This is a genomic window from Aeromonas sp. 55A (assembly GCF_051919665.1).
Lineage (GTDB): Bacteria > Pseudomonadota > Gammaproteobacteria > Enterobacterales > Aeromonadaceae > Aeromonas > Aeromonas veronii.
In genome coordinates this window covers 47,015-72,012 of record NZ_JBQBEH010000001.1, presented here as the reverse complement: position 1 = coordinate 72,012, position 24,998 = coordinate 47,015, and the positions used below count along the sequence as shown (strand labels likewise).

General features: G+C 58.9%; 25 protein-coding genes. 7 read left to right on the top strand and 18 right to left on the bottom strand.

Features of this window, described 5'->3' with window-relative positions; all coding sequences use genetic code 11:
- Position 1 precedes the first annotated feature (1 nt).
- The 4 genes from ACTG2G_RS00335 to ACTG2G_RS00320 all read left to right on the top strand — a co-directional run bounded on the left by ACTG2G_RS00335 (position 2) and on the right by ACTG2G_RS00320 (position 3,694).
- On the top strand, positions 2-643 hold the full coding sequence (locus ACTG2G_RS00335; RefSeq protein WP_421388179.1) for a GNAT family N-acetyltransferase: 642 nt from the start codon (positions 2-4) through the stop codon (positions 641-643).
- A gap of 60 nt (positions 644-703) precedes the next feature.
- The gene (cobB, locus tag ACTG2G_RS00330; RefSeq protein WP_005351956.1) at positions 704-1,477 is read left to right on the top strand and encodes a Sir2 family NAD+-dependent deacetylase; all 774 of its coding nucleotides are present in this window, start codon (positions 704-706) and stop codon (positions 1,475-1,477) included.
- Positions 1,478-1,568: 91 nt separating this feature from the next.
- Positions 1,569-2,045: a hypothetical protein gene (locus ACTG2G_RS00325; protein WP_439985005.1), complete on the top strand. Its 477-nt coding sequence runs from the start codon at positions 1,569-1,571 to the stop codon at positions 2,043-2,045.
- Complete coding sequence (locus tag ACTG2G_RS00320) at positions 2,045-3,694, top strand: diguanylate cyclase domain-containing protein (RefSeq protein WP_439985004.1); 1,650 nt, start codon at positions 2,045-2,047, stop codon at positions 3,692-3,694. Before ACTG2G_RS00325 ends, ACTG2G_RS00320 begins: the two co-directional genes overlap by 1 nt.
- Before the next feature lie 85 nt (positions 3,695-3,779).
- Here the strand turns inward: ACTG2G_RS00320 and ACTG2G_RS00315 are convergent, their stop codons facing one another.
- The 7 genes from ACTG2G_RS00315 to ACTG2G_RS00285 form a co-directional block, all read right to left on the bottom strand.
- Entirely contained in the window at positions 3,780-4,784 is a 1,005-nt protein-coding gene (locus ACTG2G_RS00315) for a substrate-binding domain-containing protein (RefSeq protein WP_439985003.1), read from the bottom strand.
- Positions 4,784-5,716 (bottom strand): ribokinase, encoded by a 933-nt coding sequence (rbsK, locus tag ACTG2G_RS00310; protein ID WP_439985002.1) that lies wholly within the window; start codon positions 5,714-5,716, stop codon positions 4,784-4,786. Before rbsK ends, ACTG2G_RS00315 begins: the two co-directional genes overlap by 1 nt.
- A 107-nt stretch (positions 5,717-5,823) precedes the next feature.
- Positions 5,824-6,699, bottom strand: coding sequence for a ribose ABC transporter substrate-binding protein RbsB (rbsB, locus tag ACTG2G_RS00305; protein ID WP_439985131.1), 876 nt, complete (start codon positions 6,697-6,699; stop codon positions 5,824-5,826).
- A gap of 30 nt (positions 6,700-6,729) precedes the next feature.
- A complete protein-coding gene (gene rbsC, locus ACTG2G_RS00300) occupies positions 6,730-7,698 on the bottom strand; it encodes a ribose ABC transporter permease (RefSeq protein ID WP_005336670.1) in 969 nt (322 codons plus the stop codon).
- Positions 7,695-9,224: a ribose ABC transporter ATP-binding protein RbsA gene (gene rbsA / locus ACTG2G_RS00295; RefSeq protein ID WP_439985001.1), complete on the bottom strand. Its 1,530-nt coding sequence runs from the start codon at positions 9,222-9,224 to the stop codon at positions 7,695-7,697. Before rbsA ends, rbsC begins: the two co-directional genes overlap by 4 nt.
- A gap of 36 nt (positions 9,225-9,260) precedes the next feature.
- Positions 9,261-9,680, bottom strand: coding sequence for a D-ribose pyranase (gene rbsD / locus ACTG2G_RS00290; RefSeq protein ID WP_144713133.1), 420 nt, complete (start codon positions 9,678-9,680; stop codon positions 9,261-9,263).
- A gap of 233 nt (positions 9,681-9,913) precedes the next feature.
- Entirely contained in the window at positions 9,914-10,531 is a 618-nt protein-coding gene (locus tag ACTG2G_RS00285; RefSeq protein WP_429112465.1) for a glutathione S-transferase family protein, read from the bottom strand.
- A gap of 654 nt (positions 10,532-11,185) precedes the next feature.
- Here ACTG2G_RS00285 and ACTG2G_RS00280 point away from each other — a divergent pair.
- Entirely contained in the window at positions 11,186-11,977 is a 792-nt protein-coding gene (locus tag ACTG2G_RS00280) for a hypothetical protein (protein ID WP_216962774.1), read from the top strand.
- Positions 11,978-12,371: 394 nt separating this feature from the next.
- On the opposite strand, the gene ACTG2G_RS00275 is transcribed toward ACTG2G_RS00280, so the two are convergent.
- The 4 genes from ACTG2G_RS00275 to potA all read right to left on the bottom strand — a co-directional run bounded on the left by ACTG2G_RS00275 (position 12,372) and on the right by potA (position 16,265).
- Positions 12,372-13,439, bottom strand: coding sequence for an extracellular solute-binding protein (locus ACTG2G_RS00275; protein WP_421230990.1), 1,068 nt, complete (start codon positions 13,437-13,439; stop codon positions 12,372-12,374).
- A gap of 81 nt (positions 13,440-13,520) precedes the next feature.
- On the bottom strand, positions 13,521-14,291 hold the full coding sequence (potC, locus tag ACTG2G_RS00270; RefSeq protein ID WP_005336644.1) for a spermidine/putrescine ABC transporter permease PotC: 771 nt from the start codon (positions 14,289-14,291) through the stop codon (positions 13,521-13,523).
- Positions 14,288-15,175 (bottom strand): spermidine/putrescine ABC transporter permease PotB, encoded by an 888-nt coding sequence (potB, locus tag ACTG2G_RS00265; RefSeq protein WP_071910068.1) that lies wholly within the window; start codon positions 15,173-15,175, stop codon positions 14,288-14,290. The genes potC and potB overlap by 4 nt, the downstream gene beginning before the upstream one ends.
- Positions 15,162-16,265, bottom strand: a complete 1,104-nt coding sequence (potA, locus tag ACTG2G_RS00260; RefSeq protein WP_439985000.1) for a spermidine/putrescine ABC transporter ATP-binding protein PotA — start codon at positions 16,263-16,265, stop codon at positions 15,162-15,164. The genes potB and potA overlap by 14 nt, the downstream gene beginning before the upstream one ends.
- A 201-nt stretch (positions 16,266-16,466) precedes the next feature.
- On the opposite strand from potA, the gene ACTG2G_RS00255 reads away from it, so the two are divergent.
- Together ACTG2G_RS00255 and ACTG2G_RS00250 are read left to right on the top strand one after the other, a co-directional pair.
- Entirely contained in the window at positions 16,467-17,204 is a 738-nt protein-coding gene (locus ACTG2G_RS00255; RefSeq protein ID WP_005351939.1) for a hypothetical protein, read from the top strand.
- 16 nt (positions 17,205-17,220) lie between these two features.
- Positions 17,221-17,907, top strand: a complete 687-nt coding sequence (locus ACTG2G_RS00250) for a DUF2987 domain-containing protein (protein ID WP_058057690.1) — start codon at positions 17,221-17,223, stop codon at positions 17,905-17,907.
- A 103-nt stretch (positions 17,908-18,010) separates the two neighbouring features.
- Here the strand turns inward: ACTG2G_RS00250 and ttcA are convergent, their stop codons facing one another.
- From ttcA to ACTG2G_RS00215, 7 genes are all read right to left on the bottom strand, one after another.
- Positions 18,011-18,919, bottom strand: coding sequence for a tRNA 2-thiocytidine(32) synthetase TtcA (ttcA, locus tag ACTG2G_RS00245; RefSeq protein ID WP_005336634.1), 909 nt, complete (start codon positions 18,917-18,919; stop codon positions 18,011-18,013).
- A 74-nt stretch (positions 18,920-18,993) separates the two neighbouring features.
- Positions 18,994-19,941: a universal stress protein UspE gene (gene uspE, locus ACTG2G_RS00240; protein WP_005345417.1), complete on the bottom strand. Its 948-nt coding sequence runs from the start codon at positions 19,939-19,941 to the stop codon at positions 18,994-18,996.
- Positions 19,942-20,092: 151 nt separating this feature from the next.
- The gene (locus ACTG2G_RS00235; protein WP_005336632.1) at positions 20,093-20,848 is read right to left on the bottom strand and encodes an FNR family transcription factor; all 756 of its coding nucleotides are present in this window, start codon (positions 20,846-20,848) and stop codon (positions 20,093-20,095) included.
- 68 nt (positions 20,849-20,916) lie between these two features.
- Positions 20,917-21,603, bottom strand: coding sequence for a sulfite exporter TauE/SafE family protein (locus ACTG2G_RS00230; RefSeq protein ID WP_193860260.1), 687 nt, complete (start codon positions 21,601-21,603; stop codon positions 20,917-20,919).
- On the bottom strand, positions 21,587-21,775 hold the full coding sequence (gene ccoS, locus ACTG2G_RS00225) for a cbb3-type cytochrome oxidase assembly protein CcoS (protein WP_005336630.1): 189 nt from the start codon (positions 21,773-21,775) through the stop codon (positions 21,587-21,589). Before ccoS ends, ACTG2G_RS00230 begins: the two co-directional genes overlap by 17 nt.
- Positions 21,776-21,913: 138 nt before the next feature.
- Positions 21,914-24,298, bottom strand: coding sequence for a heavy metal translocating P-type ATPase (locus ACTG2G_RS00220; RefSeq protein ID WP_421386477.1), 2,385 nt, complete (start codon positions 24,296-24,298; stop codon positions 21,914-21,916).
- Between the two features lie 86 nt (positions 24,299-24,384).
- On the bottom strand, positions 24,385-24,885 hold the full coding sequence (locus ACTG2G_RS00215) for a FixH family protein (protein WP_043820362.1): 501 nt from the start codon (positions 24,883-24,885) through the stop codon (positions 24,385-24,387).
- Positions 24,886-24,998 lie beyond the last annotated feature (113 nt).

Here is a 24,998-nt window from a genome sequence, read left to right as displayed (position 1 = left end):
CATGCCGCGCTACCTCTGCTGGCCCATGCACCGGGAGCGCCTTGGCAAAGGGCTGGATGGCTGGCCCCATCCGGTTTCCCGGGCCGCGCTGCCACTGGCGATGCAGGTCTCCGGGGTGCCTTGCCTGCTGCGCGAGCTGCATGGGGTGGCGCCTGCCCGCATGCTGGCTGCTTACGATGCATTGAGTGAAGAGAGCATCTATCTGCGTTTTATGCGTCCGAAACGGACACCGCCACCGGAACAGGTGGCCCAATTTCTCAATTACCATTCCGAACAACAGATCTCGCTGTTGCTGACCGATCTGGCCGGTGAGCCGCTGGCTCAGGCGCAATCAATCCGCCGCCGCCTTCATCCCGATCGGGCGGAGTTTTCTTGCATCGTGGCGGATCACTTTCAGCACAAGGGGGCGGGGCGGCGCATTCTGCTGGCGCTGGCACTGCTGGCCAGGGCGGACGGGATCCGGGAATGGACGGCGGAAGTGTTGGCCCAGAACCGGCCCATGCTGACCCTGCTCAAGCGCCTTGGTTTGCCGCTGACCCTGGTGACCGGGCGGGAGATGGTCTTTGTCAGGCTGGATCTGTCGGTACTGGATGCCTGGTTACCCGCACCGCCAGCGGCGCCGCTTAAGACCAAGGGCGAATAGTGACACTATTTTCCCTGTGCTAAGGTCACATTTATTGTGCGGGGATAGACGGAGCAGCTTATGGCGCAGTCATATAAACATATCGTGATCCTGACCGGCGCGGGGATCTCTGCCGAATCCGGCATCAAGACTTTTCGTGCCTGCGACGGTTTGTGGGAAGAGCACAAGGTCGAGGACGTGGCGACCCCCGAGGGGTATGCCCGGGATCCCGAACTGGTGCTGCGCTTTTACAACTCCCGCCGCAAACAGCTGCAACAGCCCCAGGTTCATCCCAATCCGGCCCACTATGCGTTGGCCCGCCTCGAGCGACTGCTGCCCGGTACGGTCACCCTGGTCACCCAGAACATCGACAATCTGCACGAGAGCGCAGGCAGCAAGAACCTTATCCATATGCACGGGGAGCTGCTCAAGGCTCGCTGCCCAGAGTCCGGTCAGGTGATCGAGTGGCGCGGCGATCTCCATCAGGACGAGCTCTGCTCCTGCTGCCAGTTCCCTCAGCCGATGCGTCCCCATGTGGTCTGGTTTGGCGAAATGCCGCTCGGGCTGGATCGCATCTATAGTGCGCTGGCCCAGTGCGATCTCTTTATCTCCATCGGCACCTCTGGCGCCGTCTATCCAGCCGCCGGGTTTGTCCATGAAGCGGGATTGAACGGGGCGCACACCATCGAGCTCAATCTCGAGCCGAGCGAGGTGGGCAGCCAGTTTGACGAGAAACGCTATGGCCCAGCCTCCCTGCTGGTGCCCGCCTATGTCGATGAGTTGCTGGAGGCGTGCGGCATTCATCAACCGAGGCAAGTCGAGGGGCACAACTGGATGGAGATGCGTGGTCCCTGAGCTACTGTGCGACGGGACAGTTGCAATGGTTCGGTGAAATCGCCACACTGGCAACCATTTAAAAAATGGGACGCAGTTGGCGCAAATTACCATGACCGCAGTAAAGCAATGGATCGCTTTTTTTCTCCTGATGCTGGCCAGTGCCAGCGCATCGGCCTCCATCCCCCTGATGACTCTGGTACTGCCAGATGGCCAGCAGGTGACCCTCGATGATGCGGCCCTCTCCGCCTTGCCACAGACCGAATTCACTACGACTACCCCCTGGACTCAGGGCACCCACCACTATCGCGGGCCGACCTTGTCAGCCGTGCTGGCGGCGCAAGGGATCCCGGATGCTCGCAAGATCGCCATTTCGGCCCTCAACGGCTATCAGCAGGTGGTGGATCTGGCCCTGTTCGACGGCGTGCCGCTGACATTGGTGCGTCAGGAGGACGGCAAACCGCTGACCCGGCGCAACAAGGGGCCGCTCTGGCTGCTCATCCCGTTCACCACCTATCCCAAGCTGGACGTCCCTGCCATTCACAACTGCATGGTGTGGCAGGTGACCCGCATCGAGATCGTCGATTGATGGGGCTATCCCGCCAAAATCTGCTGTTGGTTGCGGTGTCGCTGCTGTTTCTGCTCTCGTCCGGCAGCAGCCTCTATCTGCAGTATCGGCAGGAGCAGCTGGTCGATACTTTCTACCGCAATGTTCACTGGAACATCAGCCAGGTAATGCTCGAATCCCAGCGTTTCCTCTACGACCTGCAGCTCTACCGGGCTGGCAGACTGTCGATGGAGACCCTGAGCCTTGATTACGATCTGCTGTGGAACCGGCTCGACATCTTCCTTATCAGCAGTGAGACCGCCGAGATGCGCCAGCGGCACGGGCTCGGTAAGGTGCTGGCCACCCTGTTCAAGCAGATCAAGCAGCTCGAACCCCAGATGGAGGCCGGTGCGCTGCGCGAGGGGGCTGAGCTTGCCCGCTTGCAGAAGGCGATCGCCAGCCAGACCCGTCTCGTCGAACAGATAGGGGATCAGATCCTCTCCGGCCAGGAGCGAGAGCATTCGGTCAGCCAAATCCGCAACAGCCTGTTCTGGCTGCAGATCTGGCAACTGATCCTGTTGCTGACTGGCGGCGCTCTGGTCGCTGCCCTTATTCGCGCCAATCTGGCGAACCGTCGGCTTGCCCTGCTCGATCCCCTGACCCAGCTTGGCAACCGCCGTGCCCTGCAGGAGCAGCTCTCTCGCGCTCTGCATGCCGATGATGTGAGCGCCCTGGTGGTGCTCGATCTCAAGCGCTTCAAGCAGGTCAATGATCTGCTGGGTTATCAGGTCGGTGATCGGTTGTTGCAGATGGTGGCCAACAAGCTGCAGCAGGCCCATGGCAGTCACGCTTACCGCCTCGGTGGTGACGAATTTGCCGTGGTGCTGACCAAGGCAGATGATGCGCTGGAAACCGCCATTCATGAGCTGGTGGATCTGCTCCATTTCGAGTTCGTGACCCGGGAGTGCAGCTTCGATCTGGCCTGTCGGCTCGGGGTCGCCAAGGCGCAGCAACAGGATGCCGCCCGGTTGCTGGATCAGGCCATCCTGGCCCTTAACCAGGCCAAACGTAGCCAGGAGGGGGCGATCAGCTGGTTTGAGCCTGCCATGCTGCAGCAGTTGCAGTTGAGTCAGCAGCAGCTTCATCAGCTGCGAGAGTGGTTGGCGGGGCGCGAGCCAGCCCCGCTGCGAGTGGCATTGCAGGCGCTGACGGACGGGCAGGGCAACGAGCTGTGGCAATTGGCGCTTGAGTGGCGTGAGCAGGGAGTCCCATGCCATATGCGCTGGCTGCAGGAGTGCGGTGTGCTGGGGCCCGTGTTGGCCCGGGTGCTGCAAACGCACGAGACGCAGTATGCCGATGGTCGAGCACTACTGGTCCCGCTCGACAACCAGGCCCAACTGACCCATTTACTGGCCTATCTGCCGGGGGCTTCCTGCACGCCGCTAGTGTTGCTGATACCGACGCTGCAGCCGGATGGTGTCTTGCTGGCGGGATTGCGGCAGCAGGGTTGCACTCTGGCGCTCAGAGAGATTGGCAGCACCACCGCGGCGCAGCTGGCAGCCGGCTGGCCTGTCCGCTACTGGTTGCCGCAGGGTGATGAAGATGGCGAGTTGTTGCAACCTCTGGCCAGACGATTGGGGCTGGTGCCACTGCAAGTGCTTGCAGCCAGGGAGACCCGGTCGCTGGCCTGAGGGCAAAAAGCGGTATTGTACGGCAGAGATAAAACGAAACAAGGCGACCTCGGGGTCGCCTTGTTTCGTTTATTGCCCCTGAACGTCAGGGGCGAGGGGCGCAGGATTGCCTGATCACCAGGTCCGGATCGACGGTGATCAGGTGGTTCTCCACCACTTCGCCGTTGATCCGCGCCAACAGGCGGGTGACGGCGAGGCGCCCCAGCTCCTCTTTGGGCTGGTTGACGGTGGTGAGCGGCGGCGACATAAATTCTGCCAGTGCCACATTGTCATAGCCAACGATGGAGATATCCCGCGGGATCACCAGCCCCGCCTGATGGGCGGCACTGATGGCTCCCATCGCCATCATGTCGTTACAGACAAAGAGGGCTGTGGGGCGTTCGGGCAGCGCCAGCAGACGAGTCATCGCCTGATGGCCGCTGGCGCAGTCAAAATCACCCTCCTGGATCCACTCTTGATTGAGCGTGAGACCTGCCTCCTGCAACGCCTGCTCAAAGCCAGCTTGGCGCTGGTTGGCGGGGGCGCGGCTGTGGGGGCCTGTGATGCAGCCGATGGCGGTATGGCCCAGCTCAATCAGATGGCGGGTTGCGAGATAACCGCCGTGGAAGGAGTTGTCGGCGATAAGATCCACATCTTCGCTGACCAGCCCCCAATCCATCACCACCACCGGCAGGCTCTTGAGCCAGTCGAGCTGGTTGAACACCTCTTGTTGGCCTTCGCTACACATGATCAGCAGGCCATCGACCCGCTTGCGCAGCATCATCTTGAGGTAGGAGAGAGCCGTCTCGGCTTGCCCCTCGGTGTTGCCCAGCATCAGGTTGTAGCCCTGCTCGAAGCAGTAACGCTCCACCCCGCGCACCACCTCGGCAAAGAAGGGGTTGCTGGAGGTGGTGACCAGCATGCCGATACTGTTGGTCTCCTTCACCTTGAGGCTGCGGGCCACCAGACTCGGGGCATAGTTGAGATCGCGCATGGCCGTAAAGACCCGCTCGCGGGTCTCCTTGGCGACGAAGCGGGTCTCGTTGATGACGTGGGAGACGGTGGTGGTCGACACCCCCGCCAGCGCCGCCACCTCCTTGATATTGGCCATCAGTGCCCCTGCGCAGTCTGCTCAAGCAGGAAGGTGTCGACCTCCTGCTTGCTCGGGATGGAACTCTGGGCACCGAACCGGGTGACGGAGAGCGCCGCCGCCCCGTGGGCAAAGCGCACCGCGCTGTGGAAATCGGCACCCGCCAGTTCCGCCGCCAGCAGGGCACCGTTGAAAGTATCGCCCGCGGCAGTGGTATCCACCGCCTTGACCCGAAAGCCCGGGATCAGCTGTTGCTGCTGGGCGTTGCTGCAATAGACCCCTTGTGCGCCCAGGGTGATCATCACATCCGCAATGCCCATCTGGTGGAAGCGGGCGGCCGCCTCGCGGGCACTCGTTTCGTCGGTGACTTTGACGCCGGTCAACAGCTCCGCTTCGGTCTGGTTGGGGGTGATAAGGTCGACCAGTGCCAGCAGTTCGCTTGAGAGCGGGCGGGCAGGGGCGGGGTTGAGCACCACCCGGGTGCCATGGGCACGAGCCAGCCGTGCAGCCTCATGGACGCTCTCGAGCGGCACTTCCAGCTGCAACAGCAGGGTGTGGGCGTCGGCGATCATCGCTTCGTGGTTTTTCACCACAGCAGGGGTGATGGCACCGTTCGCTTCGGCGGAGATGCCGATGCTGTTCTCCCCCTCATCGCTCACATAGATGATGGCGATACCGGTCGGGAGCTTGGGATCGAGCTCGACGGCGCTGACGTCAATACCGTCTTTGGCAAAGCCGCTCTTCATCTGGTGGCCGATGGCGTCATCACCGATGCGGGCGATAAAGGAGACGGCGGCGCCAAGGCGGGTGGCGGCAACTGCCTGATTAGCCCCCTTGCCACCGGGCACCACCTGATAGCTGTGACCGGTCAGGGTTTCACCCGGGCGAGGAAAGTGGGGAACGCGCAGCACGTGGTCTGCATTGACACTGCCCAGAACGACGAGACGATTCATGTTGACTACTCCTGATGCATCTTGGCTTGAACACGATGACTGAGTGAGTTCAAGCCGGGAGGCACCTGAACGAGAGGGAAAGGGGAGGCGAACCTCCCCTCGAGAACTTACTTGCTGACCACTTGCAGCGGTACCGGAATGGATTTCTCGACCGGCTGGCCTTTGAGCACCTTGTCGGCAGTCTCGACGCCGATGGCACCAATCAGGGCAGGTTGCTGGGCCACGGTGGCGGCCAGTTTACCCTTGGCAACGGCGGCTTTGCCATCGTCAGTGCCGTCGAAGCCGACGATCATTACCTCTTTACCGGCAGCTTGTACCGCGCGGATGGCACCCAGCGCCATCTCGTCGTTCTGGGCAAAGACTGCTTGAACGGTCGGGTGGGCCGCCAGCAGGTTTTCCATGACGTTCAGACCCTTGGTGCGGTCAAAGTCGGCAGGCTGGGAAGCCAGCGCCTGCAGCTTGTTGGCCGCCACGGCCAGGGCAAAACCTTCGCCACGGTCGCGGGCGGCGGAGGTACCGGCAATCCCTTCCAGCTGGATCACCTTGGCACCTGTGCCCAGTTTCTCGGTGATAAAGTCACCGGCCAGCTTGCCGCCCGCCACGTTGTCGGAGGCAATGTGAGCCTTGACCTCACCCTGCGCGGCGCCGCGGTCCAGAGTCAGTACCGGGATGCTGGCACGGTTGGCCAGACGAATGGCGTTGCCGACCGCTTCGGAGTCGGTGGGGTTGATCAGGATGGCGCCGACCTTGCGTACGGTGAGATCTTCCATGTTGGAGAGCTCTTTGGCCGGGTCATTCTGGGAATCCAGTACCACCAACTCGTAGCCAAGCTCTTTGGCTTTTGCTTCGGCCCCCTCTTTCATGGTGACGAAGAAGGGGTTGTTGAGGGTGGAGACCACCATGGCCAGGGTTTGATCGGCGGCCTGGGCGGTGCCCAGCACGGACATGATGGCGGCAGCGAGCAGGGTATTGAGCTTTTTCATCATTTCATTCCTTGTGTGTGGCTTGTCTTATCAACGATTGCTTTTGTTATCGATCATCACGGCAAGCAAGATCACGCTGGCCTTGGCGATCATCTGGTAATAGGAGGATACGTCGAGCAGGTTGAGGGCGTTATTCAGGAAGCCGATGATCAAGGCACCGATCAGGGTACCCATGATGCGGCCCTTGCCGCCCATCAGGCTGGTACCACCCAGCACCACGGCGGCGATGGCATCCAGCTCGTAACCCATGCCCGCCGTCGGCTGGGCAGAGGAGAGGCGAGAGGTAACGATAAGCCCTGCCAGTGCCGAGAGCGCGCCGCACAGACCATACACCGCCAGCTTCACCCGATCCACATTGATACCGGAGAGGCGGGTAGCCGATTCGTTGCCACCCAGCGCGTAGATGTAGCGACCGAGACGGGTATGGTTGAGCATGAACCAGGCGAGCAGGAAGACGATAGCCATCAGCCAGATGGGCACCGGCAGACCGAACAGGTAACCGGTACCAAGCCAGGCGAAATGATCGGCGCCGTCACTGAAACCGGTGGAGATGGGACGACCCTCGGTATAGACCATGGTGATGCCGCGCAGGGCTGTCATGGTGACCAGGGTGGCGATAAATGCCTGCACCTTGCCCTTGGCAATGATGAGGCCGCTGACGCCGCCCAGCAGGGCACCGGCACCCAGAGTGAGGGGCACCACCAGCCAGATAGGCAGCTCCATGGCGACCATGGTCGCCGCCAGCGCACCGCACAGGGCCAGTACCGAGCCGACCGACAGATCGATACCGGCGGTGAGGATAACCAGCGTCATGCCGACCGCCATGATGGCGTTGACCGAGGTTTGGCGCAGGATGTTGAGCAGGTTGTCGGCGGTGAAGAAGTTGGGGCTCAGGAAGGAGACCACACCAATCAGGACCAGCAGCGCGACCAGGGATTTGTTCTCGATCCACCACGCCTTGCTCATGACGCCACGGCGGGAAAGGGTTTGGGTTGTCATTGGGATGCCTCTTGCTCTGCTTGCCACTGTTTACCGACTGCCGCCGCCATCAGCTTCTCCTGATTGGCATCGCGGGTGTTGAACTCTGCGCTGATGCGCCCTTCGTGCATCACCATGATGCGATCACTCATGCCGAGCACTTCCGGCATCTCGGAGGAGACCAGAATGATGCTCATCCCCTCCTTCTTGAACTGGTTGATCAGCTGATAAATTTCCTTTTTCGCCCCCACGTCGACGCCGCGGGTCGGCTCGTCGAGGATCAGCACCTTGGGCCGGGTCAACAGCCCCTTGGCGATGGCCACCTTCTGCTGGTTGCCGCCGGAGAGCAGCTTGATCAGCTGATCCTGACTCGGGGTCTTGATGTTGAACAGACGCACATAGTCGCTCACCGCCTGCCGCTCGGCCTTGCCGTCGATCTTGCAGTTGCTGATGAACTCGTCGAGGGCGCACAGACTCATGTTTTCGCGCACCGACAGCTCCAGCACCAGCCCATCCCCCTTGCGATCTTCGGAGATATAGGCGATGCCTGCGGCCAGCCCATCGGCCGGGCTTTTGGGCACCAGAGCATGACCGTCCACTGCCACTTCACCGGCGCTGATGGGGCTGGCGCCGTAGATCAGTTTCATCAGCTCGGTGCGGCCGGAGCCCATCAGGCCGCTAAAGCCCAGAATTTCTCCCTGACGCAGGGAGAAGCTCACCCCGCGCACGCCGGGACCGGCCAGATCTTTCACCTGCAGGCTGACGGGGCCGAGCTCGCGCTCAAGGCGCGGGTACTGCTCTTCCAGCCGGCGGCCCACCATCATCTCGATGATCTTGTCTTCATCCAGATCGCTCACCGCCTTCTCGCCGATCCACTTGCCGTCCCGCAGCACAGTGACCCGATCGCAGATCTCGAAGATCTCCTTGAGGCGGTGGGAGATATAGACGATGCCGCAACCTTGCTCACGCAGCTCGCGGATAACCTTGAACAGCTGTTCGGTTTCGGTATCGGTCAACGCATCGGTCGGCTCGTCCATGATGATGACGCTGGCATCGAACGACAGCGCCTTGGCGATCTCCACCATCTGCTGTTCGCCGATGGAGAGATCCCCGAGTCGGGTATCCGGCCCGTGTTTGACGCCAAGTCGTGCCAGCAGGCCGCTTGCCCGTTCGCGCAGCTGTTGTTGGTCGATGCTGCCAAAACGGGTACGGGGCTCGCGACCGAGGAAGATGTTGGCGGCAATCGACAACTCCGGCAGCAGGTTCAGCTCCTGATGGATGATGCTGATCCCCTGATCCTGAGAGTCGCGGGGGCCCTTGAAGTGAACCGGTTGACCGCGGTAGCTGACACTGCCCGCATCGGCCTGATAGATGCCGGTCAGCACCTTCATCAGGGTGGATTTGCCGGCGCCATTTTCACCGAGCAGGGCCATCACCTGGCCCGGATAGACCCGCAGACCCGCTTCGTCGAGGGCGCGCACACCGGGGAAGGTCTTGACGATCCCGGTCAGCTCCAGAATGGGTGAGAAGGGGGAGGTTGTGCTCATTTGCAGCTTCCTTGAAGAGGCCTTCTTTGAAGAATGTCAGAACGCCACACCGGCGCAGAGGATCAGGTTGGCGTAGGGAGTCACCTCGCCGCTGCGCACGATCGCCTTGCTCTGGCGGGAGCGGGTTTTGAACTCCTCATGCAGGCAGTATTCGATGGCGATGGGCTTGCCCTGGGCGGCTGCGTGCGCTTCAAGCTGATCGACCAGCGCCTGATGGGCGGCGGGGCTGATCTGCTTGATCTCGGTTGCCATGATCACCTTCTCCACCACCAGATCGGTAAGCAGGGCGGTCAGCACGGTTTCAAGGCTGGGTGTCCCCGCCATCAGCGCCAGATCGATCCGCTCCGGACCTGCCGGAATGGGCAAGCCTGCATCGCAGACGGTGATCTCGTCGGTGTGGCCCATCTGTGCCACCAGAGCACTCAGGGGAGCATTGAGCAGTACGCCTCGTTTCATACAGCACCTCATCAGGCTTTGGCCCGTCAATCTGTGAACCGCTAGGCAACCGGTTACGCAACCGGTTGCGTCATGGCGCAAAGATAGGCTTTTTACTAAGGAAGGGCCACGGCAAAACCACGGAAATGTGAAAACGATCTCAAAGGCGGGAGAAGAAGTGCAGGGGAGGAGGCAGGAAGGGTGTCAGCAGAGCCCTGACACCCTTGTTATTCATCGAGCTATTGATTTTATGGTTAGTTGGCCAGTGCCTTGGCTACCGCCGGACGGCTCAGCATGCGCTGATAATGCTCGGCAACCTTGGGGAATTCACTGATCTCGACCCCATCGCTTTTCAGCCAGCCCGCGACCACGAACAGATAGATATCCGCCACGCTGAACTGCTCGCCCAGCACCCAGGGGCCTGCCAGATAGTGCTGCTCAATCTGGGCAAAGCCATCGCGCATATTGCTGGCGACTTTCTGCTGCATGGCGGCAATGGCCTGCTCGTCATCGGCCCAACGGCTGCCACGGCGAGCGTGGGCGTGGGAGACATGCACGGTGGAGGCGAGGAAGCTGTTGACCTCCTGTATGCGGGCCAGCTGGAACGGATTGTCCAGCGGCGCCAGCTTGGCATCGGGGAAGCGCTGCGCCACATAAAGCAGCAGGGCAGGGGTCTCGGTCAGGGTGCCCTGAGCGGTGACAAGGGCAGGCACCCGCCCTTTGGGGTTGATGGCAAGATACGCAGGGTCACGCTGCTCCCCTGCGGCGAGGTTGACGAGACGGGGTTGGAACGGGGCATTCGCTTCCAGCAGGGCAATCTGCACGGCCATGGCACAGGTGCCGGGAGCGAAATAGAGGGTCAGATCGGACATGAATACTCCTGATTGGCTCAGGCCACCCGCGATATCGGCGAAAAACGTGTTTTCCGTGATACCTCGAGGGGTCATGAAAAAAGAGAGGGGGCAACGTTTGCCCCCCAACCAATCTACACCCCTGAGGGGTGATGAAAAAGTGCAGAATTAATCGGTTTGTTTGACCATTTCATAAATTCCTCGGCTAAGGGCGCAAATCAGATGGTGTTGAACTTGATGGGATAGTTGATACCTGAGGATGGGCGGTTGGTACTGAAAGGACTGGGGCACAATAGCGTCCTTGGTTGTTTTCCCGCTCTTGCACGATATGATCGTCATCAGATATTCTAATTTTTGGGTCGTTACAATGAATCCTATCTAACAAGACTGATCTTCATTTAGATCATCAAACAGAAAACGGCCTTTTTAGATAACTTTTTGATGACTGCAATCGTTTGTGTTTGATACCATGTTCTTCTACAAACTTTCCACGGCTTTCATGGTGGCTGTAATGTTTTATCATGCTTTAATCCGGTTATAAAACAGCATGTAGGTAGTTGGAAATATATATGCAGTAGCCATGTTGTTTACTAAGAGAAGGGGAGTGAAACTCAGCGAAATTGAGAGTCTTAAGGAAAGGTAGGAAGTAGGTTAAGGAAAATAAAGAGGTGATCAATGGATGATGAAAAGGGAAACTCAAGAAATATCAAAAATAAAACCAAACTGATATCGGGTTTTGTAGCTTTGGCCGTGATAGGCGGAGGGTGGTACTGGTGGCTTAAAGAGCCCTATATTGAGCCAGAGATTAATCCCACCCCAACAGAATTGTTTACTATTCAGGGTGAGTTTCCTTTTGATAAGGGCTATCAATTAGCTGTTCATAGTACTTTCATTGCATCTAATAAAACTGACTCTACTTGCAGCAAAACTTTTTATGCGTTCGGTGTTATACCTGCAAATACTAGACTCAGGGGATGGCAAATAGATAACCCCATTAAGAAATATCAATCAAACAGATTCAGTGTAAAAGTGTCAAAAGACTATTTATTGCCTGGCCGATGTAATTGGGTGTTAGATTCTGTTGGCTATTTTATAGTGAAGGCAGGTTCCGAGTTGGAGGCTAATTTGAAAGCTAACCCTTCAGATCAACATAATCGTCAAGGGTATTTTTTATCTTCAGCATACAGTAATTGGAGTGAGTTAAAACTGGGGAGTGTAAATATTTCATGCCGACCAGATGTTGGTCTTAACAAATTAAAAGGTGGTGTTGTTTGTAAGCGACTGAATCAAAGAGAAGTAAATACATATAGACGTAAATATAAAGTTCATAATAAACCGCTACCATCGATAGTTAATTTTAAATTCGTTATGGAGGACAAAATGTCAAGCGCTAAACAAAATACTGTTTTAGAGAGTGCATATGGCGATCCACTAAATAATAATTTGTCCTATGAAAATGGGGTATAAAGACTGTTAGTTAGATTAGCGAATCGTAATCGGACGTTAGCTGTTTCGATAAAATTGCACAGTTATTCCCCATAAACACATCCGTTTTGCCTATATCTCCACAGTGGGGTCGCTATGAGTTCCTCCCTTCTAAATGGAGAAATACATCGCCCCCCCTCATATTTCCCTACAAATTTGCTCTGAAGCCGGCTGCAGTGGAGCACTTACAAAAATTGTGGTCTGTCTGGCTTAAAGATGACTATCTATATATTTTGCTGTTAATCGATGCGCGCCTGTGCCTCTCAGTGTCTATGACTGTTGTGCTTAAAAATTGCGCTGGTGGTTAAAAAGAGAAGGGGGCAAATATTGCCCCCTTTATCCATTAAGCCCGTCAGAGGGTCGATTAACCGCCGACTTAACCGGCCTTGGCCACCATGGCTTTAAGCTGCAGGAAGTACTGCTCGTAGAGGCGGGAGGCATCACCCACATCGGACTGGAATTCGCCCTTGCGCTTGATCTCGTCGCTCGGGAAGACCATGGGGTTGTTGCGAAGCGCTGGGGTGAGCAGGGGAATGGCATCCTTGACTGGGGTGGGGTAGCCAATTGCCTCGGCCACCTTGGCGGCCACATCGGGGCGCATCAGGAAGTTGATCAGGGCGTGGGCCTCTTTCACATGCTTGGCCTTGGCCGGGATGGCGAGGTTGTCCATCCAGAGTACCGCCCCTTCTTCGGGGTAGGTCATCTGGATGGAGGGGTATTCGCGCTGGGCGCCGTAGGCCGAGCCGTTCCACAGCATGCCGATATTGACCTCACCGGCGATAAAGGGGTCGGCCGGGTTGTCGGAGTTGAACGCCTTGACGTTGGGCATCAACTTTTTCAGGTATTCGAACGCTTCGGCGATCTGCGCCTTGTCCTGGGTGTTGGGGCTGTAGCCCAGCTGCACCAGCGCGATATGGAACACCTCGCGGGCATCGTCCATCAGCAGCAGGCTCTCTTTCCACTCCGGTGCCCAGAGCTGCTTCCAGCTGGTCACCGGCTGCTCGATGATGTCGGTGTTGGTGCCGATCCCGGTTGCGCCCCAGATATAGGGGATGGAGTAGCGGTTGTCCGGGTCGTACTCGTGGTTGAGCAGGGTAGGGTCGAGGTGCTTGAAGTTGGGCAGCTGGGCGCGATCCAGCGGCTGCAGCATTCCCTCTTTGGCCATTTTCGAGATGAAGTAGGTGCTGGGCACCACCACGTCATAGCCGTCGCCATGGGTTTTCAGTTTGGCGTAGAGGGTCTCGTTGGATTCGTAGGTGGAGTAGATCACCTTGATGCCGGTTTCTTGCTGGAACTGCTCCAGCAGGCCGTCCGGCACATATTCCGACCAGTTGTAGAAGTAGACCACCTTGTCATCGGCCGCGTGAGCGCTCTGGCTCAGCAGCGGGGTGGTGAGGGTGAGGGCGGCTGCCAGCAGGGCGCCGGCCTTGTGTTGGATTGTCATCAACAACTCCTTGGGGTTATGGGGCCTTGCGGCCCACCGTGACAGAGTTCGCCAAAGATGGCGGGGACGAAACGGGCAGGGTCAACCCTGCCGTTTACGCAGTAACAGTTGCGCCAGCAGCACCATCCCGAGGGAGGCGACCAGCATCAGGGTGGCCAGGGCGTTGACCTCGGGGGAGACCCCCACCTTGACCATGGAGTAGATCTTGAGCGGCAGGATCTCGTAGGCCGGGCCGGTCACAAAGGAGCTCACCACCACGTCATCCAGAGACAGGGTAAAGGAGAGCAGCCAGCCCGCCATCACCGCCGGCAGGGCCAGCGGCAGTATGATGCGGCGAAGGATGATCCACTCGCCAGCCCCCAGATCCCGTGCCGCCTCCAGCATCCGCACATCAAAACCGCACAGCCGCGAGTAGACGGTGATCACCACAAACGGCAGGCAGAAGGTGATGTGGGCGATCAGCAGCGACCAGAAGCCCAGCGCAATGCCGGTCACCACAAACAGAGTCAGCAGGGAGATGGCCATGACGATATCGGGGGACATCATCACCACAAACAGCATGCCGCTCACGTACTGCTTGCCGCGAAAGCGGTAGCGAAACAGCGCCACGGCGGTGAGGGTGCCGATCAGGGTGGCTGCGGTGGCGGTGAGGGCGGCGATAGTAAGTGAGTGCTGGGCCGCCTGCATCAGGCTGGCGCTGGCAAACAGCTTCTCATACCAGCCCAGAGTAAAGCCGCGCCAGTCGATGCCATATTTCGACAGGTTGAAGGAGTTGGCGATCAGCACCCCGATGGGCACATAGAGATAGCCAAACACCAGCAGCAGGAACAGAGCTTTCAGTGCGCGCATCATGCCAGCTCCCCCTTCTTGCTGAGTAGTTTGCCCGCCCGCCAGTAGCAGTAGACCAACAGCGCCATCAGCACCGTCAGCATCACGCTGATGGCGGCGCCAAAGGGCCAGTCACGGCTGTTGAGGAACTGGGTCTTGATGAGGTTGCCGATCAGCAGGTGCTTGGCGCCCCCCAGCAAGTCGGAGACGTAGAACATCCCCATGGCGGGCAGGAACACCAGCAGACAACCGGCGATGATGCCGGGCAGGGTGAGGGGCAAGATGATCCGCACCAGCCGCTGCCAGCCGTTGGCGCCAAGATCTCGCGCCGCCTCCAGCAAACGGCCATCCAGCTTCTCGATGCTGGAGTAGAGCGGCAGCACCATAAAGGGGAGCAGCACATAGACCAGCCCGATGATGACGGCCACCTCGGTATACATCATCTGCAGAGGTCGCTCGATAAGCCCCAGATCCAGCAGCCAGCCATTGATCAGCCCCCGGGTGCCGAGCAGCACTTTCAGCGCATAGGTGCGGATCAGGGAGTTGGTCCAGAACGGCACCACCACCAGAAACAGCAGCAGCGGGCGGATACGCGTTGGCAGATGAGCCAGCAGCCAGGCAAAGGGGTAGCCCACCAGCAAGCAGATGGCGGTGGCGAGCAACGCCAGCCAGAGGGAGTGGAGCAGCACCTCGAAATAGAGGGGGTCCAGCAGGCGGCCATAGTTGCTCAGGGTAAAGAGCGGCGCGATAAGCTCGGACTCGTCACGGGTCAGGAAGCTGACGCCGATGATCATCAGGTTGGGCAGGAAGACAAACAGCGTCAGCCAGCCGAGGATCAGCGCGATGGCCCCGTTGCGAAAGCCATTGTGGGCAAAGCTGTGCGCTACCCGCAGATTAGTGAGGCTCATAGGGCAGCACCACCTCCCAGCTGTCGACCCAGTGGATCGCCACCTCCTGACCCAGACGGTAGTCAAAGTCGGGGTCATCCTCGTCGAAGAACTCGGAGATAAGCAGCTGTTTTCCGCTCTCTAACGCGATCACCGAATCCAGCGTCGCCCCCTTGTAGTTGCGCTCGCGGATATTGCCCCGCAGCGCGCCGCTCTGATCGTCATCCTGATCGAGAATGCGCAGATCTTCCGGGCGCAGCAGCACCAGCACCTTGTCGTCTGGTTGGAACGGCAGTGTGGTATGAAGCAGGCATTCGCGCCCCTCCACCTCAGCCTGCCAGATACCGGGATCGCGCTGATTGATCAGCTTGCCATCCATCACATTGATCTCTCCGATAAAGCGGGCCACGAACAGGTTGGCTGGCGATTCGTAGATATCGCGCGGGGTGCCGCGCTGGATGATCTTGCCGCCCTCCATCACCAGGATGCGATCAGACATGGTGAGCGCCTCTTCCTGATCATGGGTAACGAAGACAAAGGTGATGCCAAGGCGACGCTGCAGCGCCTTGAGCTCGCTCTGCATCTGCTTGCGCAGCTTGTAGTCGAGCGCCGAGAGGGATTCATCGAGCAGCAGCAGGCGCGGCTTGTTGACCACGGCGCGGGCGATGGCGACCCGTTGCTGCTGACCGCCGGAGAGCTGATCCGGGCGGCGGTTGGCCAGCTCGGTGAGCTGCACCATGGCGAGTGTCTCCTCGACCCGCTGGCGGATCTCGCTGGCCGGTACTTTCTGCATCTCGAGGCCAAAGGCGACGTTTTCAAACACCGTCATATGGGGGAAGAGCGCATAGCTCTGGAACACGGTGTTGATATGCCTGTGTTCGGCGGGGATATGGGTGATCTCGTCACCGGCCAGATGGATGGAGCCACCATCGACCGATTCGAGTCCGGCCAGCAGGCGCAGCAGGGTGGTCTTGCCACAGCCGGAGGGGCCTAGCAGGGTAAGAAATTCACCATCGTAGATTTCAAGGTCAAGGTCACTCAGAATCACCTTGCCATCGTATTTTTTGCTGATCTTGTTCAGCGCGACAATTACCTGTGGATTGTTCATCATCCGCCAGTCTCACCCCAGCCAGTGGCCATCGTGTTGAAAGAGGGCCGCATTCTATGCAGCCGACACATGAAATTAAAGGCTTTTTGGCCCGAATTAGCCGCAAGTGCGCAGGAAAAACGGCTACGAATAGCAGACCAAATCGCTATAATGTGCCACCTGATTTGGTCGTTTTCGATATTGGATAGTCAATTGAGTAATAAAATGCGTATTGGCGGCTCCCTTGAGCAGTCTCTGAACCAGGGCTACCGCCTTGATCTGAAAGGGGTCATCCAGGAGGGATGGCAACAGACCCGCCGTACCGGATTTGGCCTGCTGCTGGCGATTGTCGGGGTGACGGCGATCTGGATCCTGCTCAGCAATGTGCTGCTGTTGCCCTATCTGGGGGATGACAGCCAGATGAATGTGGCCATGGTGCTGAGCCTGCTGATGACGGTGGTGATGGCTCCCATGACCAGCTCCCTCGATATGCTGGGGTTGCAGCAGTCGGTCGGGGTACGCGCCCGGGCCAACCAGGTGTTCGACTTCTTCCGCCACTTTGTACGCCTCGGCATGCTGAGCCTGCTTGGCAGTCTGCTCACCAGCCTGTTTGGCCCGCTGTTCGATCTGCTGGGCTTGCCCGCCGTGCTCTCATTCATTCCCTCGGCCCTGATCGGCATGGGGCTGCTCTTTACCGTGCCGCTGGTGCTGGAGCGCGGCCTGACGCCGCCCCAGGCCATTCTGGTCTCTCTCAAGCTCTTTGCGCGCGGCTGGCCCAGCATTGTGTTGTTCCACGGCGTGATGACCGCGCTCTTCTTCCTGGCTCTGATCCCCATGGGGTTGGGGCTTATCTGGGTGGCACCGCTCTATTTCAACTGCAAGGGGATCCTCTATCGGGATCTCTGCGGGGTGGGGGTAGAGGTTAACGAGGTGACAGAAGGCCCCAACCATTTCAATGCATGATGCAAAAGGACGTTGAATGACCCGTCGATATGGAGTGACCAAGGCTGTGCGCCAGAGTCTGCTAGCCACGCTCTTGCTGCCTGGGCTGGCGCTGGCTGAGCCGGTGCTGGATCTGCAATACAGCACCTTCTACAGCCAGATGAAGACCTTTGCCAAAGGGGAGTTTGGTCACGCCAGACTGGGGTTTTATCTGACCGATCCGCAAAATGGTCAGCGCTGTGGCCTAACCTTTGCCCGGGTTGCAACCGACAGCAAGGAAGTGGCGGGCGAGGTAACGGTCGATAGCGAACTGCGCCTGCCTTTTGATGAGGATCTCAACCTCGACAAGGGGATCGTGACCGTCGGCCTGAAAGAAGAGCACGCCACATGCGATATGACGGTACAGGTGATGGCCGACGTACCAAATGGCCCCGAGCTGCCGCTGGCGGAGTTGGCGGCCCGTCAGCAGCAAATGCAGTCGCTGCTCGACAAGATGGCGGGCATGGTCGGCAAGCACTTCCTGCCGAAGATGGAAGGGGTACGCATTACCCTGGTGCAACAGAGCGGCACCGCCTATCTGATTGATGGCGCCCGTCAGGAGGCGCTGCCCTGGCAGGAAGGCCACCTGCTGCTGAGCAATGAGCAATTGGCCGCGTTCGCGACCGGGCAACTGCGCCTGCAGGGTGACGTGCTGCGACTGACCCCCTGGTTGCACAAGGGTTGATATAGATGGTGCTGTCACGTTGGTAACAGGCAGATCAAGAAAGCAAAAAGGAGCGATGATCGCTCCTTTTTTTATTGTGTGGCGTTTGCCTTGTGAGCGCGGCTTAGCGCACTTCAATCACATCCAGCATGTCCATCTCGTCGATGTCCAGCAGCGGCGCCTTTGGCATCTCGGGCGGATCAAACGCCTTGTCGCCGCCATCTATGATGCCGGAGTCGCGGTTGATGCTCTTGAAGTCAAACAGCTTGTGATCGAGCAGGTGGCTCGGGATCACGTCCTGAATTGCTGTGAACATGGTTTCGATACGACCGGGGAAGCGGCGATCCCAATCCTGCATCATCTGTTTGATGGCCTGACGCTGCAGGTTCTCCTGCGAGCCGCACAGGTTGCACGGAATGATGGGGAAGGCTTTGACGTCGGCGTAGCGGATCAGATCCTTCTCTTTGCAGTAGGCCAGCGGGCGGATCACCACGTTCTTGCCATCGTCGCTCACCAGCTTGGGCGGCATGGACTTGAGCTTGCCACCGTAGAACATGTTGAGGAACAGGGTCTCGAGGATGTCGTCGCGGTGGTGGCCAAGGGCAATCTTGGTGCAACCCAGCTCCTGGGCGGTGCGGTAGAGAATACCGCGGCGCAGCCGTGAGCAGAGGGAGCAGGTGGTTTTGCCTTCCGGTACCTTCTCCTTGACGATGGAGTAGGTATCCTCTTCGACAATCTTGTACTCGATGCCGAGGGAATCCAGGTACTCGGGCAGCACATGCTCGGGGAAACCGGGCTGCTTCTGATCCAGGTTGACGGCAACCAGATCGAAATGGATGGGGGCGCTGGCTTTGAGGCTCATCAGTATGTCGAGCATACCGAAGCTGTCCTTGCCGCCGGAGAGGCAGACCATGACCTTGTCGCCCTCTTCAATCATGTTGAAGTCGGCAATGGCCTGACCCACGTTGCGCCGCAGGCGCTTCTGCAGTTTGTTAAAACTGTATTTTTCTTTGGCGTTCAGCTCTTCTAGCATGCTCGTAAAACCCGGGACACAAATAAGCGCGTTATTATAGCCATGTCCCGGGGGAGGGCAAGGTGCCAGGCACCTTATGATTGATTGCGACGGCTGTCGACCGGGCAGCTGTAGTCCGCCGGTTTGAGGATCAGGATGTCGCAGGAGAGGCGGTCAATCACATGTTCGGCGGTATTGCCGAGCAAAGCTGCAGAAAGCCCGGTACGGCCGACGCAGCCCATGATCATCAAGGTTGCCTTGAGCTCTTCGGCCATATCCGGCAACACCTCTTCCGGTAGTCCTTCAGCTACCCGGGTCCAGAGATGACCAATCCCGAACTTGTCGGCATGGCTGAGCAGCAGGCTTTCATGGTGTTTGCGGATCGCCTCGTTATAGGCGTTGGGGTCAAACTCCGGCAGCTCGATGGCCACGTTGACCGGGGTGCCCGGGTAGGTGTTGACCAGATAGAGGTTGGAGCCCAGCAGTTCGGCGATATCGCTCCCCTCTTGGGTGATCCGCTCGTTGAGCAGTTTCTGATCCGGGTCGTCACTTGAGCAGTTGATGGCGGCGATGATGTTGCCACCCCGTTGCCAGTGCCCCTCCTTGACCAGCAGCACCGGACAGGGGCATTTGCGCAGCAGATGCCAGTCGGTGGGGGTAAAGATGAAGGTTTGCAGGAAGCTGTGATGGTGAGTGGCTTTGACCACCAGATCGTGGCGCTGCTCCAGCACCTCCTGGATCACGCACTCGAAGGGACGATTGTGCCAGACCACTTTCACTTCGCATTCGATCCCCTGTGCCCGATAGGGGGTCAGGATCTCGTCCAGCCACTCACGTCGCTGTGAAATGACGCCGTCGCGCATCTCTTGCCGCTCGTCCACCGAGAGCATGGCGGTCATTTCATACGAGAAGTCATAGATGGTGAGCAGCAGGGTCAGATGGGCGTTTTCGTCCAGCTCGGCGACTTTGACTGCCCGTTCGAGGGCGATTTGACGCTCCTCTTCTGGATTGATAACCACCAGAATATTCTGATATTTGACCATCTTCTCCTCCTTGGAAAAGTCCAATGACAGCAGAATCTTAGCCATTACAGCTTAGCGCAGGAGGAGGGTATGGGGAACGTACCGGATCACATTCCAGAGGAAAGGATCCGGCAGGGAACACAGGAAAATAGCGGGAGAGTAAGCGGAAAAATCAGCCGCAGGGCGGGCGAGTAGCACCGGCCATCATGCCCAGCGCGACCTGATCCAGCACGGTAATGTATTTGCCTTTGACGCTGATGAGACCGGACTTCTGGAAGCGGCCGAGCAGACGACTGATGGTCTCGACGGTCAGACCCAGATAGTTGCCAATGTCACCACGGGTCATGGAGAGACGGAACTCCTTGGCGGAGAAACCGCGCTCGGAGAAGCGTACCGAGAGATTGTGCAGGAAGGCGGCGAGGCGCTCTTCGGCATTCTTCTTGGAGAGCAGCAGGATCATCTCCTGATCGCCCATGATTTCGTTGCTCATCAGACGCATGATCTGCTGGCGCAGCTTGGGCATCTTGCCGGAGAGATCGTCGAGCACTTCAAAGGGGATCTCGCATACCATGGCGGTTTCCAGCGCCTGGGCGAAGGAGGGGTGTGCCTGTTTGTGGATGGCATCGAAACCGACCAGATCTCCCGCGAGGTGGAACGCGGTGATCTGCTCATCCCCTTGCTCGGTGATGGTGTAAGACTTGATGGTCCCGGAACGGATGGCATAGAGCGATTTGAACTCGTCGCCAGCCTTGAACAGCTCTTCACCCTTCTGGATCGGCTTCTTGCGCTCGATGATGCTGTCCAGCTGATCAAGCTCGTTGTCGTTCAGAGTGAAGGGAATACAGAGCTGACTGATGCTGCAATCCTGGCAATGAATTGCACAGCCACCGCTCTGGATACGTCTGCCAGGTTTCTTTTCCGGGATCATAGGCTCATACGAATAATTGATTTATATCAAACAAGTTTACCATCAACTCATCCGTTTTGGATAGGGTTTCAAAAGGAAGCAATGCCAATCCAGAAGGTATGCACCCCGAACAAAATGAGCAGCAGGGCACCGCCAAGGCGCAAACTGCGCAGGGTGAGCCAGTATCTCAGGCGATCGGCAAGCCCCCCCAACGCGAACAAGGTGGGCAGGGTGCCGAGGCCAAAAAAGAGCATGATGAGCGCCCCACCACTGGCTGAACCCGCCGCCGCGCTCCAGGTGAGCATGGAATAGACCAGCCCGCAGGGCAGCCAGCCCCACACCATGCCAAAGGGCAATGCCTGCAGCGGTGAGGTGAAGGGGAGAAACTTGCCCGCCAGCGGTTTGATACGGGGCCAAAGTCTGGCGCCGAGCCGCTCCAGCAGCAAGATCCCTTGCCACCAGCCCGCCAGATAGAGACCAAGCGCAATCATCAATAGCGCTGCCACGAGACGCAAGCCGGCAATAGCGTGTTTGCCTGTGCCCAGCTCGCTGGTGGTGGCGAGCAGGCCGCCCACCAGTGCACCTGCAATGACATAGCTCAGGATCCGGCCGAGGTTGTAGTTGAGCAGATAGGCGAGTCGCCCCCAGAAGTGCTGCTTGTTGGCGGGGATCGCCATGGAGAGCGCGGCGGAGACACCCCCACACATGCCGATGCAGTGGGCGGAGCCTGCCAGTCCGACCAGCAGGGCGCCGGCCAGATCAAGGTTGTGGGTCATGGTCAGCAGGCTTTACGGGTTTGTGGGCAGGTTGCTCTTCGTCAAACAGGATGTTGGAGCCCTGCCGGTCGAGATCTTCAAACTGTTCGGAGCGAATGGCCCAGAAGAAGACGACCCCGGCGATGATCACAAACAGGATGGCGATGGGGATCAGGACAAAAATTATATTCATGAGAGGTACCTTGGCTTTCATCCTTGGCAAGCGTCCCCTATGGTAACCCTGTTCGGGCAGGGGGCCAGCCGCTATCAATTAGAAATGTGGCCTGCATCGGAGGCAGGCCACATTTTCAGCTATTTTCCGCCCCCAGCCTCATCGGTTGAGGCGCATGGAGTTGGTTACCACGATGAGTGAGCTGAGCGACATGCCCGCCGCCGCCAGATAGGGGGGCAGCCAGCCGCAGGCCGCCAACGGCAGCACCAGCAGGTTGTAACCGATGGACCAGGCGAAGTTCTCGATGATGATCTTGCGGGTACGCATTGCCAGCACTCTGGCCTCGAGCAGTCGGCTCAGGTCATCGGCCAGCAGGATGGCATCGGCGCTGTTTTTCGCCAGATCGGTGCCACCAGCCATGGCGAACGAGGCGTGAGCTCCGGCCAGTACCGGGGCGTCGTTGATGCCATCGCCCACCATGATGCTGATATCCCCCTGGGCTTCCCGGGCCTTGAGGTAGGTCAGCTTGCCATCGGGTGAGACCCCCTTGACCAGCTCATCCACGCCCAGCTCGCGGGCAATCTCGTCTGCCTGAAAAGAGCTGTCGCCAGTCAGCACGGTAGTTTGCAGACCTGCCGTCTTGAATGCCGCGATCAGCGCCCTGGCATCGGGGCGCAGGGTATCTTCCAGATTGAAGCGGGCCAAGACCTGCTGCTCGTCGGCCAGATAGATAGCCAGACCGCGGCCGCGTTCTTGCGCCGGATCCAGCCCAAGCCAGCGGGCACTGCCGATGCGGTAGCGTACGCCATCAACCAGCGCCGTGATGCCGTGACCGATGACCGGGGTGATCTCGCGAACGGATGGCAACACGGCGATGCTGTCGGCGGGCAGTCGGAAGGCGCGGGCAATGGGGTGTTCGGATTGCGCCTCCATGGCCCGGGCGATGGCGAGGCAGTGCGCCTCGTCCATCTCTGCCAAGGTGGTGGTGCCTGTCAGACTGATCTCACCTGTGGTCAGGGTGCCAGTCTTGTCCATCACGATCCGGTTGGCCTTGGTCAGCACGTCCAGCACATGACCACGGCGCAGCAGAATGCCGTTGCGGGTCAGATTGGCGGTGGCCGAGGTTAGCGCCGTCGGAGTGGCCAGCGACAGGGCACAGGGGCAGGTGGCAACCAGCACGGCGAGGGTGACCCAGAACGCCTGATCCGGTTGATGGAAGTGCCAGAAGGTCCAGACCGCAGCGGCAATGATCAGCAGCACCAGAATAAAGTGGCGCGACAGCTGATCCGCCATCTGTGCGATGGCTGGTTTGTCATCAAGAGCGTGATCCTGCAGCCGCATGATCTGGGCGATCCGCGACTCTTCGATGCGGTGGGTCACCCGGATCTGTAGCGGCGCATCCGTGTTGATGGTGCCGGCATAGACCTGCTCACCGCGCTGTTTAAGCAGGGGCAGCTGTTCACCGGTCAGCATGGATTCGTTGAGGCTGGCTTGCCCTTCGACAATGATGCCGTCCGCTGGCAAGGTGGCGCCGGCCAGTACCCGCACCCGATCGCCGACCTGCAAGGTCTTGGCCGCTACCTCATGCTCTCCTTCATCATCGATGCGGGTCGCCATGATGGGCACCAGTCTGGCCAGGTTGGAGCTCGACTCCGACGCCTTGCGCCGGGCCCGCAACTCGAGAAAGCGCCCCAGCAGCAGGAAGAAGACGAACATGGTGATGGAGTCGTAATAGACCTCACCGGTATTGAACACAGTGGCCCATATGGAGGCGATAAAAGCCCCGATCAGCGCCAGCGACACCGACACATCCATCGACAGGTGACCCTGTTTCAGGCTGCGCCAGGCACCCACGTAAAAGGGCTGGGCCGAGTAGATCATGATGGGGGTGGAGAGCAGCAGGCTTATCCACTTGAAGTAGACCATGAACTCATCTTCAACGCTGATGAAGAGATCCATATAGAGGGCCACGGCGCACATCATCACCTGCATCGAGCCAAGCCCTGCCAGTGCCAGCCGGAACATATAGCTGCGCACCTCTTTGGCGTAGAGCGCTTCCTGTTGATGGGTCTGGAACGGGTAGGCACGATAGCCGATTTGGGCGAATCCCTTGAGGATGTCACTCAGGGAGAGCAGCTCCGGATCCCACTTGATGCGGGCCCGGTGGGTGGTGGTGTTGACGTTGATGTAGCGCAAGCCGCCAAGGGTCATCAGGTGGCGTTCGATAAGCCAGGCACAGGCGGCGCAGGTGAGCCCTTCTACTGTCAGCTGGATTTCGCGAAGGGTACCGCTGTCGGTGACAAACTCCTGTTGCACTTCTGCCAGATCGTAGTGGGTGAGGGCGGCCAGCTCCTCGGGTACCAGATCCCCCTTGGTACCGGGGGCGGTGCGGTGATCGTAGTAACTGGCGAGGCCGCACTCCATGATGGTTTCTGCCACCGCCTGACAACCGGGGCAGCACATGGGGCGAACAATCCCCTTTATCTCGAGGGCATAGCCACTATTGGCGGGTACCGGCTCGCCGCAGTGAAAGCAGGGGGTCATGCGTTATGTCCCCCTGAATGCAGAATACAAGCAGCAGGGGCGGTGGCGAGCACCGGCTCGCCACAGTGAGAACAGCCGGTCATGGCTTAGCGTCCTTTCGGGTCGAGTTCGACAGGGGCCAGGGTGGGCAGCTGGACGGTCTCTTGCAATCGCCACTCGTGATCAAAGGCATCGACTCGAATGTGCCACTTGCCGACCAGCGGCTTGTCGAAATGGAGGCGATAGGTGCCGCTCGCATCGGCGGTGATCATGTGTTCGCTGTCCTGACCGGCCAAGGTCGGGTGGAACAATGAGAGATAGAGAGCTTGCCCGGCAGGAATGTCACCGCTGATGGGTTTGAGGGTCAGCTCGTTGCCGTCAACCTCCAGCCCAAAGCGGATATTGAGCGCTTCGGAGCGGTCAAACTTGCTCAAGTCCTGATTGATCTCTTTCCCTTGTTTGTAATAGTCCTCGGCCACCAGATTGACCCCATCCTTACTGGCGATGATGGCGGTGGCGATGCTGCCGACCACGGCGGCAGTGGGGAGGGCGATGATAAACCAGGGCCAGAATTGGCGATACCACGGTTTGGATAGAGGTTGGGTCATGATTGCTACTGCCATGAAACGAATGATTAACGTGGAAGATGGTTTTTACGCAACACAAGATAACAAAAAGCCTCGAGGAGTCGAGGCTTTTTGCTGTGTAATCACGTGTTTAT

Coding starts and splice junctions, on each gene's coding strand:
- ACTG2G_RS00250 (WP_058057690.1), top strand. CDS start 17,221: ATGACCCGTCGATATGGAGTGACCAAGGCTGTGCGCCAGAGTCTGCTA.
- ccoS (WP_005336630.1), bottom strand. CDS start 21,775: ATGAATATAATTTTTGTCCTGATCCCCATCGCCATCCTGTTTGTGATC.
- ACTG2G_RS00335 (WP_421388179.1), top strand. CDS start 2: ATGCCGCGCTACCTCTGCTGGCCCATGCACCGGGAGCGCCTTGGCAAA.
- uspE (WP_005345417.1), bottom strand. CDS start 19,941: ATGGTCAAATATCAGAATATTCTGGTGGTTATCAATCCAGAAGAGGAG.
- potA (WP_439985000.1), bottom strand. CDS start 16,265: ATGATGAACAATCCACAGGTAATTGTCGCGCTGAACAAGATCAGCAAA.
- ACTG2G_RS00255 (WP_005351939.1), top strand. CDS start 16,467: ATGCGTATTGGCGGCTCCCTTGAGCAGTCTCTGAACCAGGGCTACCGC.
- ttcA (WP_005336634.1), bottom strand. CDS start 18,919: ATGCTAGAAGAGCTGAACGCCAAAGAAAAATACAGTTTTAACAAACTG.
- ACTG2G_RS00280 (WP_216962774.1), top strand. CDS start 11,186: ATGGATGATGAAAAGGGAAACTCAAGAAATATCAAAAATAAAACCAAA.
- ACTG2G_RS00275 (WP_421230990.1), bottom strand. CDS start 13,439: ATGACAATCCAACACAAGGCCGGCGCCCTGCTGGCAGCCGCCCTCACC.
- potC (WP_005336644.1), bottom strand. CDS start 14,291: ATGATGCGCGCACTGAAAGCTCTGTTCCTGCTGCTGGTGTTTGGCTAT.
- ACTG2G_RS00235 (WP_005336632.1), bottom strand. CDS start 20,848: ATGATCCCGGAAAAGAAACCTGGCAGACGTATCCAGAGCGGTGGCTGT.
- ACTG2G_RS00220 (WP_421386477.1), bottom strand. CDS start 24,298: ATGACCCCCTGCTTTCACTGCGGCGAGCCGGTACCCGCCAATAGTGGC.
- cobB (WP_005351956.1), top strand. CDS start 704: ATGGCGCAGTCATATAAACATATCGTGATCCTGACCGGCGCGGGGATC.
- ACTG2G_RS00215 (WP_043820362.1), bottom strand. CDS start 24,885: ATGACCCAACCTCTATCCAAACCGTGGTATCGCCAATTCTGGCCCTGG.
- rbsK (WP_439985002.1), bottom strand. CDS start 5,716: ATGAATCGTCTCGTCGTTCTGGGCAGTGTCAATGCAGACCACGTGCTG.
- ACTG2G_RS00230 (WP_193860260.1), bottom strand. CDS start 21,603: ATGACCCACAACCTTGATCTGGCCGGCGCCCTGCTGGTCGGACTGGCA.
- potB (WP_071910068.1), bottom strand. CDS start 15,175: ATGAGCCTCACTAATCTGCGGGTAGCGCACAGCTTTGCCCACAATGGC.
- ACTG2G_RS00315 (WP_439985003.1), bottom strand. CDS start 4,784: ATGGCCAATATCAAGGAGGTGGCGGCGCTGGCGGGGGTGTCGACCACC.
- rbsD (WP_144713133.1), bottom strand. CDS start 9,680: ATGAAACGAGGCGTACTGCTCAATGCTCCCCTGAGTGCTCTGGTGGCA.
- rbsC (WP_005336670.1), bottom strand. CDS start 7,698: ATGACAACCCAAACCCTTTCCCGCCGTGGCGTCATGAGCAAGGCGTGG.
- ACTG2G_RS00325 (WP_439985005.1), top strand. CDS start 1,569: ATGACCGCAGTAAAGCAATGGATCGCTTTTTTTCTCCTGATGCTGGCC.
- ACTG2G_RS00285 (WP_429112465.1), bottom strand. CDS start 10,531: ATGTCCGATCTGACCCTCTATTTCGCTCCCGGCACCTGTGCCATGGCC.
- rbsA (WP_439985001.1), bottom strand. CDS start 9,224: ATGAGCACAACCTCCCCCTTCTCACCCATTCTGGAGCTGACCGGGATC.
- rbsB (WP_439985131.1), bottom strand. CDS start 6,699: ATGAAAAAGCTCAATACCCTGCTCGCTGCCGCCATCATGTCCGTGCTG.
- ACTG2G_RS00320 (WP_439985004.1), top strand. CDS start 2,045: ATGGGGCTATCCCGCCAAAATCTGCTGTTGGTTGCGGTGTCGCTGCTG.